At 43.5% G+C, this 18826-nt stretch carries 19 protein-coding genes and 1 riboswitch; of the genes, 2 read left to right on the plus strand and 17 right to left on the minus strand.

The genetic code is table 11. From position 1 onward, the window contains the following. Positions 1-122 precede the first annotated feature (122 nt). Positions 123-371, plus strand: a complete 249-nt coding sequence (locus LCM10_RS06755; RefSeq protein WP_224875378.1) for a ferredoxin — start codon at positions 123-125, stop codon at positions 369-371. A gap of 96 nt (positions 372-467) precedes the next feature. On the opposite strand, the gene LCM10_RS06760 is transcribed toward LCM10_RS06755, so the two are convergent. From LCM10_RS06760 to LCM10_RS06830, 15 genes are all read right to left on the minus strand, one after another. Then, entirely contained in the window at positions 468-1037 is a 570-nt protein-coding gene (locus tag LCM10_RS06760; protein WP_224875379.1) for an ECF transporter S component, read from the minus strand. A 152-nt stretch (positions 1038-1189) separates the two neighbouring features. Beyond that, a riboswitch (FMN riboswitch) is annotated at positions 1190-1325 on the minus strand. Between the two features lie 75 nt (positions 1326-1400). Next, positions 1401-2159: a M23 family metallopeptidase gene (locus LCM10_RS06765; RefSeq protein WP_224875380.1), complete on the minus strand. Its 759-nt coding sequence runs from the start codon at positions 2157-2159 to the stop codon at positions 1401-1403. Between the two features lie 405 nt (positions 2160-2564). Further along, positions 2565-3770, minus strand: a complete 1206-nt coding sequence (locus LCM10_RS06770; RefSeq protein ID WP_224875381.1) for a hypothetical protein — start codon at positions 3768-3770, stop codon at positions 2565-2567. Further along, positions 3742-4296, minus strand: a complete 555-nt coding sequence (gene sigX / locus LCM10_RS06775) for an RNA polymerase sigma factor SigX (RefSeq protein WP_224875382.1) — start codon at positions 4294-4296, stop codon at positions 3742-3744. The genes LCM10_RS06770 and sigX overlap by 29 nt, the downstream gene beginning before the upstream one ends. A 228-nt stretch (positions 4297-4524) precedes the next feature. Continuing rightward, the gene (locus LCM10_RS06780) at positions 4525-6294 is read right to left on the minus strand and encodes an ATP-binding protein (RefSeq protein WP_224875383.1); all 1770 of its coding nucleotides are present in this window, start codon (positions 6292-6294) and stop codon (positions 4525-4527) included. After that, the gene (locus tag LCM10_RS06785) at positions 6291-7007 is read right to left on the minus strand and encodes a response regulator transcription factor (RefSeq protein ID WP_224875384.1); all 717 of its coding nucleotides are present in this window, start codon (positions 7005-7007) and stop codon (positions 6291-6293) included. Before LCM10_RS06785 ends, LCM10_RS06780 begins: the two co-directional genes overlap by 4 nt. A gap of 114 nt (positions 7008-7121) precedes the next feature. After that, positions 7122-8297 (minus strand): c-type cytochrome biogenesis protein CcsB, encoded by a 1176-nt coding sequence (ccsB, locus tag LCM10_RS06790; protein WP_224875646.1) that lies wholly within the window; start codon positions 8295-8297, stop codon positions 7122-7124. Between the two features lie 30 nt (positions 8298-8327). Further along, positions 8328-9968, minus strand: coding sequence for a cytochrome c biogenesis protein ResB (locus LCM10_RS06795; protein ID WP_224875385.1), 1641 nt, complete (start codon positions 9966-9968; stop codon positions 8328-8330). Between the two features lie 39 nt (positions 9969-10007). Then, complete coding sequence (gene resA / locus LCM10_RS06800; protein ID WP_224875386.1) at positions 10008-10538, minus strand: thiol-disulfide oxidoreductase ResA; 531 nt, start codon at positions 10536-10538, stop codon at positions 10008-10010. A 224-nt stretch (positions 10539-10762) separates the two neighbouring features. Then, complete coding sequence (locus tag LCM10_RS06805; protein ID WP_224875387.1) at positions 10763-11494, minus strand: pseudouridine synthase; 732 nt, start codon at positions 11492-11494, stop codon at positions 10763-10765. Positions 11495-12129: 635 nt separating this feature from the next. Next, positions 12130-12660: a spore maturation protein gene (locus LCM10_RS06810; protein WP_224875388.1), complete on the minus strand. Its 531-nt coding sequence runs from the start codon at positions 12658-12660 to the stop codon at positions 12130-12132. Continuing rightward, positions 12661-13254: a nucleoside recognition domain-containing protein gene (locus tag LCM10_RS06815; RefSeq protein WP_224875389.1), complete on the minus strand. Its 594-nt coding sequence runs from the start codon at positions 13252-13254 to the stop codon at positions 12661-12663. After that, entirely contained in the window at positions 13247-14407 is a 1161-nt protein-coding gene (locus LCM10_RS06820; protein WP_318247475.1) for a D-alanyl-D-alanine carboxypeptidase family protein, read from the minus strand. Before LCM10_RS06820 ends, LCM10_RS06815 begins: the two co-directional genes overlap by 8 nt. Positions 14408-14620: 213 nt before the next feature. Then, the gene (scpB, locus tag LCM10_RS06825) at positions 14621-15217 is read right to left on the minus strand and encodes an SMC-Scp complex subunit ScpB (protein WP_224875390.1); all 597 of its coding nucleotides are present in this window, start codon (positions 15215-15217) and stop codon (positions 14621-14623) included. Beyond that, on the minus strand, positions 15204-15968 hold the full coding sequence (locus LCM10_RS06830) for a segregation/condensation protein A (RefSeq protein ID WP_224875649.1): 765 nt from the start codon (positions 15966-15968) through the stop codon (positions 15204-15206). The genes scpB and LCM10_RS06830 overlap by 14 nt, the downstream gene beginning before the upstream one ends. 165 nt (positions 15969-16133) lie before the next feature. On the opposite strand from LCM10_RS06830, the gene LCM10_RS06835 reads away from it, so the two are divergent. After that, positions 16134-16658, plus strand: a complete 525-nt coding sequence (locus tag LCM10_RS06835) for a DUF309 domain-containing protein (protein WP_224875391.1) — start codon at positions 16134-16136, stop codon at positions 16656-16658. Between the two features lie 29 nt (positions 16659-16687). Here the strand turns inward: LCM10_RS06835 and LCM10_RS06840 are convergent, their stop codons facing one another. Continuing rightward, on the minus strand, positions 16688-17041 hold the full coding sequence (locus LCM10_RS06840; RefSeq protein WP_224875392.1) for a GNAT family N-acetyltransferase: 354 nt from the start codon (positions 17039-17041) through the stop codon (positions 16688-16690). Between the two features lie 474 nt (positions 17042-17515). After that, on the minus strand, positions 17516-18811 hold the full coding sequence (lysA, locus tag LCM10_RS06845) for a diaminopimelate decarboxylase (RefSeq protein ID WP_224875393.1): 1296 nt from the start codon (positions 18809-18811) through the stop codon (positions 17516-17518). Between the last annotated feature and the right edge of the window lie 15 nt (positions 18812-18826).

An 18826-nucleotide genomic window follows, 5' to 3' on the forward strand; every position in this document is an offset into this window, starting at 1 on the left:
AATAAATACCGTCACTAACTATTGAAATGTCATACATTCCTCTATAAAATAAACATTAGAGTATTTTTATCATGTATAATGAATGATTGATTATATAGAATTTTTTTCAGGAGGTTTTTTCGGTGGCAAAATATACAATCGTTGACAAAGATACATGTATTGCATGTGGAGCTTGTGGAGCAGCCGCTCCGGACATTTATGATTATGATGATGAAGGTATCGCGTTTGTGACACTTGATGATAATCAGGGAACGGTTGAGGTTCCCGATGTACTTGAAGATGACATGATCGATGCGTTCGAAGGTTGTCCAACAGATTCGATTAAAATCGCAGACGAACCATTCGATGGTGACGCCCTTAAATTTGAATAATTACGTACAAATGTAAAAGCGATCGTGATGATCGCTTTTTTTGTTTCCCAATAATAAAACGGCTCTGCCAGTTGGCAGAGCCGTTCATATATCAGCCTAGGCGGCTTTGTTGACTGCAACTTGCTTCGTAAGCCAGCCCTGTAGGCGAATGAATAATAATAAGAAGACAACCGTAACCAATGCACCTTTAAGGATATTAAAAGGCACGATTCCCGTAATGATGATTCCTGCAGGAAGTTCAAAATTCATGAAATACTTGTATGCAGGAAGCAGGACGAAGTAATTCAAGATCCCAAGTGCAATGCTCATCACGACAGTCCCTGTGACCAATCCGGCCAATAGTCCCTTTTTTGATTGAAAGCGGGAATATACATAGTAAGTGGGCAATATCAGGAAAACTCCTGCGGCAAAGTTCGCAAAATGCCCGATCGGAACACCCGTATCGCTTCCAGTCATCACATAGTCGATTATATTCTTGAACAATTCAACAAGGATGCCGGCAAGCGGCCCTAATGTGATGGTAGCGATCAATGCAGGAACATCACTGAAATCAACCATCAGAAACTTAGGAAATGGAGGTATAGGGAAGTTAAAAAGCATTAAAACATACGAAATGGCACTTAGCATACCAATTGTTACAAACGTGCGTGTTGTCATTTTTTTCATGTTTCTTCTCTCCTTTTGGAGATTCATCTCACATCGAAGATCGCTCAAGCCAAGCAGCACGAAAAAACTCCCAGATCAATTAACATCCCGGAGTTGAAAGGCTACCCAAATAAACGTTCAGCTTCCCTATTTCTGAACGCTTTGGCATGAACCTTCATCTTCTCCCATCCAGACTGTACTGTCGGCTTTGGAATTGCACCAAATCCTGCCCCTAAAGGCTCGCGGGCTTAGAAACTACGAGGTTTCATCACCGCCGGTAGGGAATTTCACCCTGCCCCGAAGACGAATCTTATTTTTTTATACAATATTATTATACATAAATAATAAGAAGTTGTGAAGAGAAATGTTTCGAATTCGAAGCAATCATCTTCCTCGCTCGACTTTAAGCATCTGATGCGGATAGATGATATCCTTCATTTCCAGCTCATTCAAGTCAAGCAGATCGCCGAGACTCATTTCATGTTCCCTAGCGATTGAATACAGTGTATCCCCTGATCTTACCATGTAGACACCGTTACGCTGTCGTTCGGTGGTCACTGTAGGATTTTTTTCTGTTTCTGTATGTATGGAAACTGCCATTAGCTGATACGGATCATGTTCCCTGGCAAACACAAGCTGCCCTACCTCACCTTTTCCGTACAACTCGAATGGGTCTACCGCGTGCTCCTTATCAATCGTCCATCGCCCTTTATGTACTTCAAAATGCAAGTGTGAACCAGTTGACCTCCCCGTGCTACCCACAGTACCGATAGTCACTCCCTGTTCAACCCTTTCGTTCTCTTCTACACTTCTTTCACTCAAATGAGCATAGACAGTTTCATAGCCATTCTCATGCAGGATAAAGATTACATGTCCGTAAGTGTCGGAGTAATAAGATTTACTTACCGTCCCGTTTGCCACTGCATAAACAGGGGAGCCGACCTTCCCGCCGACATCCACCCCTTTATGCGTCCCAGACCTTGTGCCGTAAAGGTCTGTGATCACCCCATCGACTGGAAAGATCCATTGAGATGTTCCTTCATCAGCTGCCGCTCTTGCCTCTTTCCCCGTCAGAAACATGATACTCACACAAAGTGCCAATAATAAAACGATGAAAAAACGCCTTACATAATCTAAAAGCATGCTTGTCCTCCTTAAGTCATCCCGCTTCTTTCGAAGACTCCAATACCCAAATTGACGGCACTTAAAATCTTATGCATCACCGTACGATAATATGAAATGTGTAATTTTCCCTTTTGATAGTTTGTGTAGAAAAAAGTTTTTTTATGCACCATTCTGCACATCGCTAGTCTTCAAGACATGAGTAATCGTTAATTTCCCCTTCATAGCTCACTTTCAGCGTGTTGTGAGATAAGCCACAGGGAAAAGACAGACAATAAGGACCAAATGGTACCCGGAGCAAACGAAGGCTTACACGGAAATCATCAGTGGGGTTCAACAGAGAAATTAATAGTAAGGACCTTTGAGACGATTCATTAAAAAAGTCGGCATGGAATTATAATTCCATGCCGACCGAAGGAAAACTTACTATTCTAATCTTTTTTTGTTGGGGCTTATGGGTGTAGCCAACGGTTTTGAAAAATTGAAACCATTCCATTGAGACTGCTTGATATGGCGAAGCTCCACTTTTTCATAACCTGAACTTTTGGCTGTCAATAATATCCCTTCCACAAGTTCTTGTGCGGATCGACTATTCATGGTTTCCAAGTCCAATTCTTCGGCAAAGGTCACGATGACTTTATCGCCTGCTTCGGACACTTCGAATGTCACGTTCTCCGGTATCACACTTTGATAAAGGGATGACGGCACTTCTTTCATCGCTTTCATTGAATGAATGACACTTTTCCTGCTGATTGGCGCCGGGACCAAATATCTCTCATGCCCATCACGTGAATAAACATAAAACGATTGACGGAGCTTCGAGTTCAATGGGATGGAAGACAATTTTCCAAAATGGCTGAATTCAGGAATACTTCCATCTTCATATCGAAGCTGAATTTCCTCCACCCCTTTATTTTCAAACGAATATAATAAGGATTGATAAAAAGTGGACTCTATTGCACTGCTTCCACTGTATGGATGATCTTTATCCAGGGTCAATATCACATTTTTCTTATTCTCACTCAGTACCAGATCCCCGTCAATCGGGAAATATTCATCGAATCCCCAATCCTTTTCAGGTATCTGCTTTGAAATTTCTTCATATCGCTCTACCCAATCTGCCTCACGTTCGTTGTCTTCAATCACCGTAATCGGAACAGGGACTGCATCGGCGGTTATGAGTCCATATGAATAGTAATTCTTACTACCTTCATCTTCTGCAAAGAGAGAAATCCTTTCGAACCGCGGCTCATTTCTCTCAACCTCGTTTTTTCCCGCTACATCCATCTTACTTTCACTCTTCATGTCATCTTTAAGATCCGTCCCGGATGACTCCGTTGACTGTTCCTCCATCAACTTCGCTTCCCCCGCAGAGGAATCTCCCACATCCATCGCACTTTCTTGATTACTGGATTGACTCAATTGAGAAACGATAGCAGGGGATAAGAGGACCGCAATGAATACTGCTGCAATCGTCACGATGACAGGAACGTACCGCTTCGTTCCGCTTAATGTCTTCTTCTCTTTCATTGCTCTTCTCTTAATATAAGATGGATCTCGATCATCTCCGATCGCAGGCATCTGTTTCAGCATTTCTTCAATTTCACGATCGTTCCATTCTGAGTTCTTCAACGGCCTGCTCCCCCTTCCTGGCACGTTCATTCATTTCTTCTTTCAATTTCTTCAGCGCCCTGTGCTGAGTAGTCTTGACTTTACTTTCGGACCATTCCAAAATTTCAGCCGTTTCTTTAATCGATAATCCTTGCAAGTATCGCATGATGATGACTAGACGATAATCGGTTGTACATTGTTTCAGGCACTGATAAAGAACTTGAATGTTTTCATTTTCCACAGCGATTTCCTCAGGTGTTGCATCACCCGAAGCCAGCTCCTGACGACTCCAATCGAACTTATCCAATAAACGCGCCTTCCAGTTTCTTTGTTTTCTAAAGTGATCAATCGCGACATTCTTAGCGATTGAAAATAACCACGTCTTTTCAGAGCTTTTCCCCTCAAAGTTTTGATACGATTTCAGTACCCTGATGTATACTTCCTGGACCAGATCTTCAGCTTGCTGACGATTGTGGACCATATAGATCAGAAAATTGAAAACGTCCTGATGATATTTCGCGTATAATTCGTCAAAAACGGAGTCCATTTCAACCCTCCCCGTCAATTTATTAGTCGTCTATTTTTATAAAACGTTACAGAAATAAACAGTTATTTCATCTCATTTCAAAAACGGACAACGATCTAAAAAAGTCAACAGTATTCCCCAACTTCAGGTGTCTACTGTTGACTTTATCGACCGCAAATTGTTCCGCATGTAACAAGATTTATCGTCAGATTTCTTCAAAATCCTGTTGTTGGAGCGGATTTCATCGATTTATGACTGAAATGGAAGAAAGAATGTAAATGTAGTCCCCTGTTCAAGTTTACTGTGAACCTGAATATGCCCTCCATGCGCTTCCACGATATTTCTGGCAATGGCAAGTCCAAGCCCCGTACCTGACTTCCCTCTTGTCCTTGCCTTATCAGCTTTATAGAATCGTTCAAAAACGAATGGTAAATCTTCCTCAGGGATCCCGGATCCCGTATCTTTTACATGGAACAGGAAACCACCCTTCCCTTCATTCAAGGAAACCGTAACCGATCCTTCTTCAGGAGTATGCCTGACAGCATTGTCTATGAGGTTTGTCAGAACTTGTTCAATACGGTCCGGATCCATCTTCATTTCTTTAGTTGCATCTACTTGGCTATCAAAATTGATGCTCACGCGTTTTTCCCTCGCAAGACCGAGAAATTTGTTCGTGACCCTCTCAGTGAACGGCATAATCGGGATGAAGTCCTGATTCAGACTAATGTGTCCCGCTTCCATCCTTGCTAGATCGAGCAAATCATTCACTAACCGCCCCATCCTCAGGGACTCATCATAAATGATGCGGGCAATTTCCTTTTTCTCCTCTTCAGATGCAGCGATATCATCGACGATCGCTTCGCTATATCCCTGGAGCATGGAAATCGGTGTTCGCAGTTCGTGGGATACATTGGCAATGAAATCCTTCCGGAGCTTGTCCAGCCTTCTTTCTTCCGTCATATCACGGACGACCACGACCGCTCCTCGTATTGTATTATTGTTATAGAGTGGACTTGCGATTACGACGTATGACCTGCCTTGTAGGGTTACTTCACCTGTCTGTTCCGTTTCAGTGACGACGACATTTTGAAGCAACTCCTGCAGTGAAGTCGGGATCGGCTCATCACCCATGCCACTTTGCTCATAATACCAGTGTTGAAGGAATCGGTCGGCAGGAGGATTGGTAATCAGAATCGTCCCATCCCTGTTCAGCGTGATGACTCCGTCAGCCATACTGCTCAAGATACTTGATAGCTGTTCTTTCTCCTGGTTTAATGCATTGATATGAAATTTGAGCTGTCTCCCCATTTGATTGAATCCTGTAGCCAATTCGCCTATCTCATCCTTTGTAAGAATCGGCACTTTTGTATCGAATTTCCCTTTCGCCACTTCAAATGCCGCTTCCCTCATTTTACGGAGGGGGGCGGTTATGCGCGTTGAAAGGAAAAAGGCGAAGATCGTCGTCAGGATGATTGCGATACCTGCCGCCAGCAGAATCAACCTGGTCGTCTGCCTTGTCGTGTCTTTAATGACGCCAAGTGATTGGTACAGGTACACCGCTCCGTCGCGGTCGCCGATATGAAGAGGTGTACCGACCACTATGATATTTTCATACCGATTATCGGATGAGTCCGATGAACGTTCAAACTCTTTTATGATCGACTGTTGGTGATAGGCTTTCTGCAGGCTTTCATCATTCATGATCAAGCGATGGATATCTTCCCCGCTACCTTCAGGAACATCGGAATAAATAGATTTGGTATCATCGAGGACAACCAGGATATTGACCGGCTCGTCGATGATCTCCTTCCCGAGCTCCATACCGAGGTCGAGGTCTTTATGATTCTCAATGATCCCTGCTACTTTCTCTGCCGTATTCGTTAGTTCTTTCTCTACTTCATCCACATGATAGTTCTGGAAGAATTCGAGTAACAAGATGGTAAGGATAAAGAGGACGAATGAGACAAGAAGTAAGATCGTGACCCAAAGCTTTCCTACTACACTACGCCAAAGCCTCATTCATTTGTAACCTCGAATTTATAGCCTACTCCCCAAACCGTCACAATCATCTTTGCGGCCATTTCAGATACTTTATTCAATTTCTCCCTCAATCTTTTCACATGAGTGTCGACTGTCCTTAAGTCTCCAAAGAATTCATAATGCCATACTTCTTTCAGGAGATGCTCCCGGTCGAAAACCTTATCAGGTGATTTTGAAAGGAAATAGAGTAATTCATATTCTTTCGGGGTCAGATTGACATCCACTCCATCCGCCGTCACACGATGGGCATCGTTGTCGATTGTCAGATGAGGATAGACAATCAAGTCTTTTGCTTTCGCATCCGTTTGTATGTAATTCGCTTTTGAGGATCTTCTCAGCAACGCTTTCACCCTGAGGACTACTTCTCTCGGAGAGAAAGGCTTCACGATATAATCATCCGTGCCTACTTCGAAACCTTGTACTCTGTTCACTTCTTCACCTTTTGCCGTGAGCATGATGACTGGTGTGGATTTTTCTTCGCGTAAATGCTTGCACACTTCCACGCCGTCCATGCCGGGCATCATGATATCAAGCAAAATGCAATCATAGTCTTGATTAAGAGCCTTATCGAGCGCATCTTCACCATTTTCAGCTTCATCAATGAGATAATTTTCTCTCTCTAAATACATTTTCAAGAGGCGTCTGATGCGATCTTCATCATCGACTACCAAGATACGAATACTTTCTTCCACGAGTAAATCCTCCTTTTATTGGCATTTAGTACTATTCTTATTGTAATTCAAAAAAGAAGCTGACTCAAAGAGAATTCTATCCCCAATTCGTCAGCCTCCAAACACTGCTGGTTTTTAAGCGTATGAATGCAATCCTGCGATGATCAGATTCACCGCTACAAGGTTGAACATAATGATCGCAAACCCGATCACTGCGAGCCAAGCAGACTTTTCCCCATGCCACCCTTTAGAAAGTCTGAGATGAAGGAATGCCGCATAGAACAAGAATGTGATAAGCGCCCATACTTCCTTCGGGTCCCATCCCCAGAACCTGGTCCAAGCAATCTGGGCCCAAATCATGGCAAAGACCAAACCTCCCAATGTGAAGACAGGGAATCCGATCAGCACCGAACGGTAACCGATCTCGTCCATTAAGTCTAAGTTGACGTTCTTGACAGCAGGCTGAAGCTTGGCAGCTACACGTTTCCTGAAAATCAAGCGAAGCAACAGGTAAATCGCGCCACCAGTGATGAATGACCAAATGACCGTATTCAATTTCTTCGCATTGATCAAGGCAGGCATTTCAACCCAAGGCTCCATTGCACCCTTTGTGATCAGTTCACCCTCATTTGGCCCTACGAGCGGTGGGAGAGTATATTCAGAGACTGCCTCCTGACCCTGCTGATTCACATAGTTAAAGTTTGCTTCATAGTGAGATAAGGTAAACCCTGTGGATGCCACAATGAACCCGAAAACGGCGATGATCCCAAATAACACCGCTTCAAGCCAAAATGACTGTTTTCCTCCCTTTGTATGATCAACGGACTTCAATAAGTAAATCAAACCGGCAACAAAGCTGATTGCAAGGATCGACTCCCCTGCAGCAACCGTGGTTACATGTATTTTAAGCCAGTCACTTTGAAGTGCCGGGATCAAAGGGCTGATGTCTTTCGGGAACATACTCGCATAGGCGATGATCAACAGCGCAATCGGCAATGCGACTACACCAAGGACCGTTTTCTTGTAAATGAAGTAGATGATGATGAACGAACCTACCAAAGTCATCCCGAAAAATGTAGTATATTCAAACAGATTACTTACCGGTGCATGTCCAGCCACAGCCCATCTCAGAAAGAAAAAGCCTAACTGGGAAGCAAATCCGATTATCGTGATCACGATTCCGATGAGGCCCCACTTGCTTTGATTTGTTTCAGTTGTATTCTTCTGACGGATGCTCCCACCAAGAAACAATGTTGCAATCAAGTACATGATAAAAGCGATATAAAGCAAGTTACTGCTTAAATCGGCCATTGATGTCGCTGTCATCCTCGTTCCTCCTTACTACTCTTCCTTTTTCTCTTTTTCTTGATTCTCCTGCTGATCCTCAGGCATGGTTATATCCGTTCCGTCAAGAATGCCTTGAAGTTCATTCTTCAGCCCGAACCAGCCTTTATTCGTGTGAGCGGCCACTATCAAACTACCATCCTGAAGTCTTCTGAACCAGATTCTCCGGTGATGCCAATAAGCTCCTTGAACGACCCCTATCATGAAGATTGCACCTCCGAGTGCGAGAATCCAAAGCGTCAGATCCTTATGAACGGTCAAGGCAGACACATCGCGGGTTTCGACACCAGCGAAGGAAACTTTAAAGTCATTGTCACCGAGGGGTTCCAAGTTCTTTCTAATCCCTACAAAACTGATTTCACCATCGGGCTTTTCAGGTGAGAACATTTTGAAAAGGAAGGCTGGATTATCAGGGATCGGCTTATCCGATATCGGTTCCCCGCTTTCATCAAATCCTGTGAAGTTCGGGTAATAGCCCATCAGCTCAATTTTATACCCATCATCGAAGCGATATTCTTCTTGTGGGTCGAATAGATCGACAGTGAATTCACCGAAAGTCTTCCCGCTTTCTTTGTTATCGAACGTAAATGACATGGATTTGAATTCATCCAGCTTGTAGCTTGTCTGGTACACTGCAAAGTTATCAAATTTCAGCGGGTGATTGACTTTGATCGAATCCTCTTTGTGCAGATTCAATTTCGCCTTTTCACCGGGAAGGGTCTTCCCGGACTCCTTATAAAGAGCCACGTCAGATTGATAGTTTTTCGCAATATCACCTACACGGTCGATCGATTGCTGGAAAACCTCCTTGTCCCCTTCACCATAATTCTCCAACGTGAATCCTTTATTCTCAATGTAGTATTCATCATTGGTACCGGGAACGACCTTCTTCTCGCCCTCGCGGATCCATATTGTTTGATCGATATACATACCAGGCACAAATCTCAGCATACCGCCGATCAAAAAGATGATAAGACCTACGTGATTCACATATGGCCCCCATCTGGAAAATCGATTTTTCTCGGCAAGTATATTTCCATCTTCTTCGCGAACCTTGTATTTCCTGCTTTTCAGATTCTTCTTTACCTTTTCGAGGTTATCATCCAGCTTCACCGTTTCCGACTTTCCGTATACCCGCTGCCGTTTCAAGAAGCTTTCATGGCGAGACACCCTCTGTGTCTTTAGTGCGCGATGCAATGGTATGACCCGGTCCAGACTGCAAATGACCAGGGAAACACCGATTGATGCAATCAGCAAGAGATACCACCAGGAACCGTAAAGATCGTGAAACCCTAGGGTATAATAGAGCTTTCCGGCAAAGCCGTATACCTCCTCATAGTATTGATCAGGCGGCTGTACGGACGGGATATATTGCTGTTGCGGGAAAATTGTGCCGACCGCGGAAGCGATCAACGTGACGACAATCAACCACACCCCCACTTTTACAGAGGAGAAGAAATTCCACACTTTATCGACCATCGATTTATTATAAGTCTGGGAGCGCCTCGCACTTCCTTCATAGCGCATGTCATACAGCTTTTCTTGCTTTGCTTCATCTGTCAGGGCACGTCCGCACGATTCACACAGTACCGTACCAATCGGATTGACGTGTCCACATTCACATTTGATTTCTTTCATAGAAAAGACTCCTTATGTTAAGTTCAAACTCCTGTGACATTACGGTTTGATGCTTTCCATATATTTTCTTACATCTTCTTCCGTCATGGTCCCTGTAAGTACCTTTTCCACTTCCCCTTCTGGGTTTATGAGGAAAGTAGTAGGGAGCGGATCCACTCCATATGCATTCAAGACGTCATCATTCTTATCAATGACGATGGGAAATTCAAGGTCGTGCTTCGAAGCGAATCGATTGACCAGAAACTCGGATTCACCTACATTCACCGCCAGCACCTGTACCCCTTGATCTTTGAATTCTTTATACTGATTGTTCATATAAGGCATCTCTTTCTCGCATGGCTTGCACCATGTCCCCCAGAAGTTAAGGAAGACACCCTGTCCCTTATATTCCGAAAGCTTGTGCTGAGTACCTTCCATATCAGTTAGCACAAAGTCCGGAGCAGGATCGCCTGCTTGGATTTTGCCCCTTTCATCCTTGGTAAAGTTTGCATACAGTGTATACACAACTGCTGATGTTAATAGGATGAGTATGATGGTTCTAATCAGCAGCCTGCGCTTCTTCTTGTTCACGTAACGATCCCTCCACTATGTAATCGCTCTCACACTTGGAAATAATTCCTTACAACAGGAAAGGGCCTGATAGAAGATCAGTCCCTAAAATAGTCTGTTATCACACGAGTACTATGTAGGAAATACCCCAGCGAAAGCCGGGGATTTCCCATTCATTATAGCATTTATCAGAACACTCAAATGTGAAAGTTATGAATGATATGTGACACTTTCAACCGTTCGGGTTAACGAATGCTCCCCGTTTCAGCAAGTGTCCGCAATTGCTTGACCTCATGCGGACTAAGTTCACGCCCATCCCCAGCATTTAAGCCGTGTAGCGTAAGAAAAGCGAAACGTTCGCGTTTTAACTTTTGAACCGGGTGACCGATCGCTTCGAACATTCTTCTTACTTGGCGATTCCTTCCTTCATGGATGGTTATTTCGGCAATCGACTTCCCTTGTTTCTTATCGATGCTGAGTACTTTTACCTTGGCCGGAGCCGTCATGCCATCTTCAAGTTTGATTCCTTTTTCAAGCTCCCTGATTTTATGTTTTGGAGGGATTCCCTTTAATCGTGCTACATATGTTTTTTCTATTCCACTGCTCGGGTGCATGAGCAGATTGGCAAACTCCCCATCATTTGTAAGGAGCAATAATCCGGATGTATCATAATCAAGACGGCCGACAGGGTAGATCCTTTCCTCAATCTCCGGGAAAAAGTCCGTTACGACTTTCCTATCTTTATCATCCGTGACAGCTGAGATGACACCCCTCGGTTTATATAGCATATAATAGACTTTGTTTTCTCGTTCGATTTGGACACCATTCACTTCGACTTTATCGGATGATGATACCTTCGTACCGAGTTCCTTGACGACTCCACCATTCACTTTCACTTTGCCTTCTATAATTAATTGTTCAGCTTTGCGCCTGGAAGCAACGCCGCTGTGAGCAATTACCTTTTGTAAACGTTCCACGGTATTCCACCTCTTCTGTTTTTCAAATACTTTTGTCTTCATGAATTATTACATAATCAGGACAAAATAGAAAGGTAAAAAGAAAAAACAGCCGGGGTGGCTGTTTTTGTGATTGTGGGGATGGATGGGATTGTGGGTTGGTGTTGGTTGGATTGTTGGTTGGTGTTGTCGAGTGGATTTCCGGTTGGTGGAGTGGTTGAGTAGTGGCTTGACGATTGATTATATGCGTCATGATCAGCCAATCCACAAAAAACAACCACTTCTCACATTTTAGACCCTTAATTTGTCTGTTTTTAATAAAATCTTCTCATTTTCTCTCAAAAAGCCTCTTCCCCATGCTAAAAGCACGCCGAACAGTATACCCCTCATTGTATTCTGGCGGATATATTATCAATATTGAGGGAGTTATTATCAAAAACACAACTATATTATCAAAACCGGACCTGTTATTATCAAAAATCCAACTATATTATCAAAAAGCGTTTTGCATCAAGTTTAACTATGCATTGTTGACTAAATATGTGCCTTTGGCCGATCTCACACCAACATGAAGTCGACTGGGGGTCGAATCCCCCTCCCACCTAAAAGATGACCAAGATCTTAGCACTTCCCAAAACAAAGGTACCAGCTGATCCTTATGCAAACATAATCGTTACGATGAAAATCGCAGCAGCGATCCCGACAAGGTCTGCAAGCAGGCCGACCTTGAGGGCATCACCCATTTTCCTGATTCCCACCGCCCCGAAGTAGACGGTCAACACATAAAGGGTCGTATCGGTGCTTCCTTGCAAGGTGGATGCAAGCCTCCCGATGAATGAATCAGGACCATAGGATGCGACGATGTCGCTCATCATCCCGAGTGCGGCGGTACCAGAGATCGGCCGGATGATCGCAAGCGGTACAATTTCAGGTGGTATGCCCATGGCAAGAAGTGCAGGTCGCATCAGGCCGACAAAGAATTCCAAAGCTCCCGATTCCCTGAACACAGTGATGGCTACAAGCATCCCGATCAAAAAAGGAATGATTGAGATTGCAATCTTGACACCCTCTTTTCCACCTTCTACAAACACTTCATAAGTGGGGACCTTCTTTAGTGTCCCATAAACCAAAATCAGACCAATCATGAGCGGGATCAGCCAGAGTGATATCGTTGAAATCAATTGCATCTATTTCACCTCACGACGGGTTCGTCTGTAATGAAAATACCGGTCTATTGCGATGGCGCCAATGGTGGATAACAATGTTGCAATCAATGTCGGACCGACGATTTCGGTCGGTGATGCCGAATCATATTTCATACGGATGGCAATCACGGTCGTCGGGATGATGGTCAGGCTTGATGTATTGATTGCCAGGAATGTAATCATCGACCGGCTCGCTGTATCCTTTCCACCGTTTAACTTCTTTAACTGCTCCATGGCCTTGATTCCCAGCGGAGTCGCGGCATTCCCGAGTCCGAACATATTTGCGATCATATTGGAAAGGATATAGCCCATTGCAGGGTGATCATCCGGAACCTCAGGGAATAATCGTTTTACAAATGGCCTGAAAAGTTTCGCCAACTTATCCAGAAGACCCGCTTCCTGTGCAATCCTCATGATCCCGAGCCAGAATACCAATACACTGACCAAACCGATACATAGTGTCACTGCCTCGTTCGCTGATTTAAAGATGGCTTCATTGACTTCTTCCATCCTGCCATTGATCATGGCAAACAGAAGTCCGATTATGGTCATCCCGACCCAGATTAGATTAACCATCCTGCCTTACCCCAAGAAAAGTCTCCATCGAGGATTCCCAAAATTTCCACCAGCTTTTCTTTTCTTTCTTACCAGTCTCAACCTTATAAAACACTGGCAGCGAATCCATTTCTTTATCATCCAGGTAGATGACGGCCTTCCCTACCACTTCTGGCACCTTCTCAGCCCTACTCCACTCTTTGTCCGGTTTTAACATTTTATATTCGATTCTAACGGACTCTTCCTCATCATCATTCAACGACATCGTCACATTTCGCTTCACGTATACCTTGCCACTGTAGAATTCATCATCAAAATCCTTTATCAGACCTTTTTCCAATACAGTTTTGTAATCAAACTGTTTAAAACCATATTCGAACATCCCAATGTGGTCATTCCAATCATCCGATGCATTCAAGGTGACCGCGATTAAATGTTCCCCATCTTTGGAGGCAGTGGACACAAGCGTTCGTTTGGCACGTTTCGTGTAGCCGGTCTTGCCTCCGGTACTGTATTTATATAGCTCTGTTAATAAGCGGTTTTTATTTTTCCATTTACGGTCCCATACCTCATCGGGATTTGGCGCTTTATGGACTTTAGTGCCCGAGATTTCCTTGTAGACATCGTTCTCCATCGCGTATTTCGTCAATAGGGCCATGTCGTACGCGGTTGAGTAGTGATCCTCATGATCATCCAGTCCGTGAGGGTTTGAAAAATGCGTATTGACCATTCCAATTTCCGAAGCTTTTTTATTCATCAAATAAACGAATCCCTCAAGGCTTCCTCCTACCGACTCTGCGATTGCCACGGCAGAATCGTTTCCAGACCTGAGCATCAAGCCGTAAACAAGATCTTCAAGCTTTATCTTTTCACCAGCTTTAAGATAAAGTGATGAACCTTCCGTCCCAGAAGCATTTGACGAAACGGTCACTTTTTCATCCATCTTCCCGGACTCGATTGCAATGATCGCCGTCATGATTTTTGTTATGCTGGCAATCCTGCTTTTCGTATTTGCATCTTTTTCATATAGGACCCTCCCTGTCTCACCGTCCATGAGGATGGCCCTTTGCGCACTGACAGACGGTGCCGCTTGAACTTCGTTAGAAACAAGTACAAACAATATGGCGAAAATCAGCGTATAATATATGTAAATTTTTTTACGATTCCTGCCCACATACATCTACCCCTTTACAGAACTTTGAAGTATTTGTACAAGTTTATGCAGGACAAGTGTTAATATGATTGAAACATATACTTTGTATAGGTGCTTCACTTCCCAGAATCAAATTCCAGCATTGCCGCGGTTGGATCGGGATCGATATAAGATTCTTTAGCTGGGCACAAAAAAACACGGAGGTCGTTGGACCTATCCGTGTCGAGTGAGGGATCATCCCTCGTCTGATTCAATTGTTTCTTGAAACTTTTCAAAAAACAAATCCGCTTCATCTTGAGAAGCGTCTTCTTGTATATTCTCCGGAAGCGGCGGAAGCTCTTCGAGGTTATTCAAACCGAAATAATCCAGGAATTCCGTCGTCGTGCCGAAGAGATAAGCGCGTCCGGTACCCTCCGCTCTCCCGACTTCCTTAACAAGTCCTTTAGAAGTAAGGGTTGAGATCGGGCGTTCCGTTTTGACTCCCCTTATTTGTTCGATTTCGACCCTTGTGATCGGCTGCTTATAAGCGATGATGGCAAGCGTTTCGAGTGCAGCTTGAGACAATGAGCTGACGCTCGGGGATTCCACCAATTTCTTAAGGTAATCGGCATGAACTTTCTTCGTCACAAGCTGAAACGTACCCGCCAGTTCGGTTATATAGATCCCTCTCGTTTCATCATTCTCATAATCTTTCTTTAAGTCCTGTAAACGTGCATTTGCCTCTTCTTCACTCAGTTCAAGAACGGAACAGACTTGCTTCAATGAAAGGCCCTCATCTCCGGCTGCGAATAATAAACTCTCCAGGATACCTCTCCAATTAATGTTGTCCAACAAGTCCTACCTCCTCACATGACTCTACAAATATCTCCGTGAAATTATTCTCTTGATCTACGATGATCTGCTTTCTTTTCATCAATTCCAGAACAGCAAGGAAAGTGACGACAAGATGTTCTTTATCATCAGAAGGAAACAGGTCAGTGAACGGAGTTCTTTCCTTTACCTGCCTCAAACTGCTTATGATTTCCTCCATCCGTTTCTCGATGGATATTTCTTGTCTTGTGATCCTTGTCTGTATCGGCCGCTGAATTTTCTTTCTTCTCAAAAGTTTATGAAACGCACCGAGCATATCATACAAAGATACGTTTATATCAGACTGCTTAGAGTCGTCTTCATCAACATATTCCGTCAAGTCACTCGGTGGTTTTGTGAAGACCTGTCCCCTCTCTTCTTCGCGGGATTTCAATTCAATCGCAGCTTCTTTAAACTTTCTGTATTCCACCAGTCTCTCGACTAATTCATCCCTTGGATCTTCCTCTTCAAATTCAATGTCTTCGTCCACGACCCCATCATCATGTTTCGGAAGGAGCATTTTGCTTTTGATGGCAAGCAGTGTTGCTGCCATTACCAGATACTCACTTGCCACATCAAGCTGAAGGTCTTTCATTGTATGTACAAATAATAAATATTGCTCTGTTATTTGAGCCATCGGTATGTCATATATATCGACTTCTAACGTATTGATAAGATGCAAGAGAAGGTCCAGTGGTCCTTCAAACGCATCAATCTTCACATTGTATTCCACAATATCACCAGTTTCCATTCCATTCATTCCAAAGAGCTACTTCTACTAGTATAGTAGATTCACATCCAATCTCCAATAGTAATTTTTTGAATGGACGTCCCCTTTCCGGTCCACTTTCCGATATCATAAGAAAAATGATACACTAACTAGAAAAGGAGGGTACACATGACTTATCCAGATCCTTATGTTGAATATCTCGTCTATTTCCACGGAAATCGTGATTATTTTGAATGTCACGAGGTGTTGGAGGAATACTGGAAGGAAGTTGATCCAGGGAATCGTTCTTCACACTGGGTCGGTTTCATCCAGATAGCCGTCGGACTTTATCATTACAGAAGAGATAATGTTCGTGGTGCAAAGCGGATGATCACGAAGGCAATAACGAACTTAAAGGAAAAGCAGCAACACGTTATGAACCTTGGTTTGGATCATTCTTCGTTGATTTCCATACTGGAGAGTATCCTTGACAGCATTGATCGATCACTTCCATATAAAAGCATCGACTTGCCCATAACAGACCCACTTCTTATCAAGAAAGCAGTAGCGCTTTCTGAAGCGAAAGGTTATGAATGGTGTCTGCCCAGTGACTTATCAAATATGAAACTGATTCATAGACATTCGATGAGAGATCGAAGCGATGTCATCACTGAAAGGCAAAATGCCCTGAAGAAGAAGAAGAGACTAACATAGTTGCAACAACCAGTTAGTCTCTTCTTTTTTTATATAGTATGATCCTCGTCGCATTTCTCAAGAAATGATGCCGTTTCGGCATTCGGTTTTACCGTTAATTCAGAGTACATGTCTCTCAGCTGCTTTACCATCGCCTTCCCGATCCCTTCATGGCGATGGGATGGATTCACCGATATATGCTGGACTTCCAGTGTATCATCCGTTTTATACGCTCCGATTAGACCGACAATGTCTTCTTCTTTCCATAGGAATAGCTGCCAGTCATCCTCTGTCTCATATTGCTTCATTGTCTGCTGTAGTTTCTTCAAATCTTTCTCATTTGGCATAAATGATAATAAACCCATTGCAATCTTCTCAAATGCCTTCTTATACCGAATTAACATAATTACCCCTCGTTACGTTCTGTCTCAGGTAATGACCCTTATGACCATTATGGACAAAAACAAAGAATTTTAGATGAATGTTTAAAATGAATAATTCCACGTCAATCAGAAGAATGTTCATCTATCTTACTAAAATTAATCCGTTCAATCAACCTGGTTTCCGAATCGTTAAACCAACACGAACCAGTACAGCAATCCACCCAGCAAGCCCAGTAACATTAATACCAAAAATAATTGTCCATTCCCAAGCTTCATGATTTGCTTCACCTTCACCATCTTGAATTATGTAGTTTCCAACATTGAATCCTTATATCCAATATGCTTTATCATATCCTATTGTATATAATCTATCGAAAGAATGAAAGTCCTGTCTTCGTGACAGGACAAGCTAAGGTTGTTTTAGTCTGAGTATATAAAAAGCAGCTTGAAAGGATCAGGATGCTTCCAAACTGCTTTTTTCTCGTTCATAGTAAACTATTGATCTAATGAAATCAGATCCTCATATGTTTCCCGCCGCACAGCCAATGTTGATTGTCCGTTTTCGACGAATACAACTGGTGGCCGCGGGATCCGATTATAGTTATTCGCCATGGAATAACCGTATGCACCCGTACAGAACATCGCCAGGGTATCCCCCGGATCCGCCGATTGAAGCAACACATCCCACATCAACATATCGCCGGATTCACAACACTTACCTGCTACGGAAACCTTTTCTTTTGGCAGTTCATCCGCCTTGTTTGCGATGACAGCCTCATATTTCGCACCGTATAGTGCTGGACGGATGTTATCATTCATTCCCCCATCTACGGCTACGTACTTGCGGGTGCCGGGTACTTCCTTGCTTGAACCTACTGTATAAAGCGTTGTTCCGGCATCACCTACTAGCGAACGTCCGGGCTCGATCCAGATTTCAGGCATATCCAGGCCCAGCTTTTCCGTTTCTTCTCTCACTGCCTGTATCATTTCTTTTACATATTGCGAAGGGGGGATCGGATCATCTTCCCTTGTATAACGGATTCCGAATCCGCCACCTAGATTGATGACTTTTGGTAAGAATCCATATGAAGACTTCCATGCTGCTACTTTTCCGATTATTTTTTTTGCTGCCAGAATGAATCCGGTTGTTTCAAATATTTGCGAGCCTATATGGCAATGAAGACCCAATAACTCTATGTATTCCGCCTTCAGCGCTTGCTTCATCGCATCTTCCGCCTGACCATTCTGAAGGTCGAATCCAAATTTCGAATCTTCCTGACCGGTTAAGATATAATCATGGGTATGAGCCTCAATGCCTGGGGTCACCCTCAATAGTACGTTGATTTTTTGTTTCATTTCGCATGTAATCTCATTTAACAATTGAAGTTCGTGAAAATTATCGACGACGACACAACCAATCTTGTTCCTTACGGCCATGTTCAGTTCTTCAAGCGACTTATTGTTTCCGTTGAAATGAATCCGTTCCGAAGGGAAGCCTGCCTTTAACGCTGTATAAAGCTCACCGCCTGATACGACATCCAGCGATAGCCCTTCTTCCTTCATCAACCGGAAAATTGCAATGCTGGAGAATGCTTTACTGGCATACGCGACTTCTGATTTCACACCTAAATCTTGAAACGTCTGTTTAAACCCTCTGGCCCGTTCTCTTATCAACGCCACATCGTAGACATATAGCGGGGTTCCGTACTGATTCACCAAATCGATTGTACTTACCCCGCCTATTGTCAACTGCCCAGATTTGTTGATTTCTGATGTCCCATGAAGATGCATGAACGACTCAACTCC

The sequence above is a fragment of the Rossellomorea aquimaris genome (genome assembly GCF_020171925.1).
GTDB lineage: Bacteria > Bacillota > Bacilli > Bacillales > Bacillaceae_B > Rossellomorea > Rossellomorea aquimaris_F.

Excerpts from the sequence above, each read along its gene's own strand:
- LCM10_RS06760 (WP_224875379.1), bottom strand. The coding sequence starts at position 1,037 with ATGAAAAAAATGACAACACGCACGTTTGTAACAATTGGTATGCTAAGT.
- LCM10_RS06765 (WP_224875380.1), bottom strand. The coding sequence starts at position 2,159 with ATGCTTTTAGATTATGTAAGGCGTTTTTTCATCGTTTTATTATTGGCA.
- sigX (WP_224875382.1), bottom strand. The coding sequence starts at position 4,296 with ATGGACTCCGTTTTTGACGAATTATACGCGAAATATCATCAGGACGTT.
- LCM10_RS06780 (WP_224875383.1), bottom strand. The coding sequence starts at position 6,294 with ATGAGGCTTTGGCGTAGTGTAGTAGGAAAGCTTTGGGTCACGATCTTA.
- ccsB (WP_224875646.1), bottom strand. The coding sequence starts at position 8,297 with ATGGCCGATTTAAGCAGTAACTTGCTTTATATCGCTTTTATCATGTAC.
- LCM10_RS06795 (WP_224875385.1), bottom strand. The coding sequence starts at position 9,968 with ATGAAAGAAATCAAATGTGAATGTGGACACGTCAATCCGATTGGTACG.
- LCM10_RS06810 (WP_224875388.1), bottom strand. The coding sequence starts at position 12,660 with ATGCAATTGATTTCAACGATATCACTCTGGCTGATCCCGCTCATGATT.
- LCM10_RS06815 (WP_224875389.1), bottom strand. The coding sequence starts at position 13,254 with ATGGTTAATCTAATCTGGGTCGGGATGACCATAATCGGACTTCTGTTT.
- LCM10_RS06835 (WP_224875391.1), top strand. The coding sequence starts at position 16,134 with ATGACTTATCCAGATCCTTATGTTGAATATCTCGTCTATTTCCACGGA.
- LCM10_RS06840 (WP_224875392.1), bottom strand. The coding sequence starts at position 17,041 with ATGTTAATTCGGTATAAGAAGGCATTTGAGAAGATTGCAATGGGTTTA.
- lysA (WP_224875393.1), bottom strand. The coding sequence starts at position 18,811 with ATGCATCTTCATGGGACATCAGAAATCAACAAATCTGGGCAGTTGACA.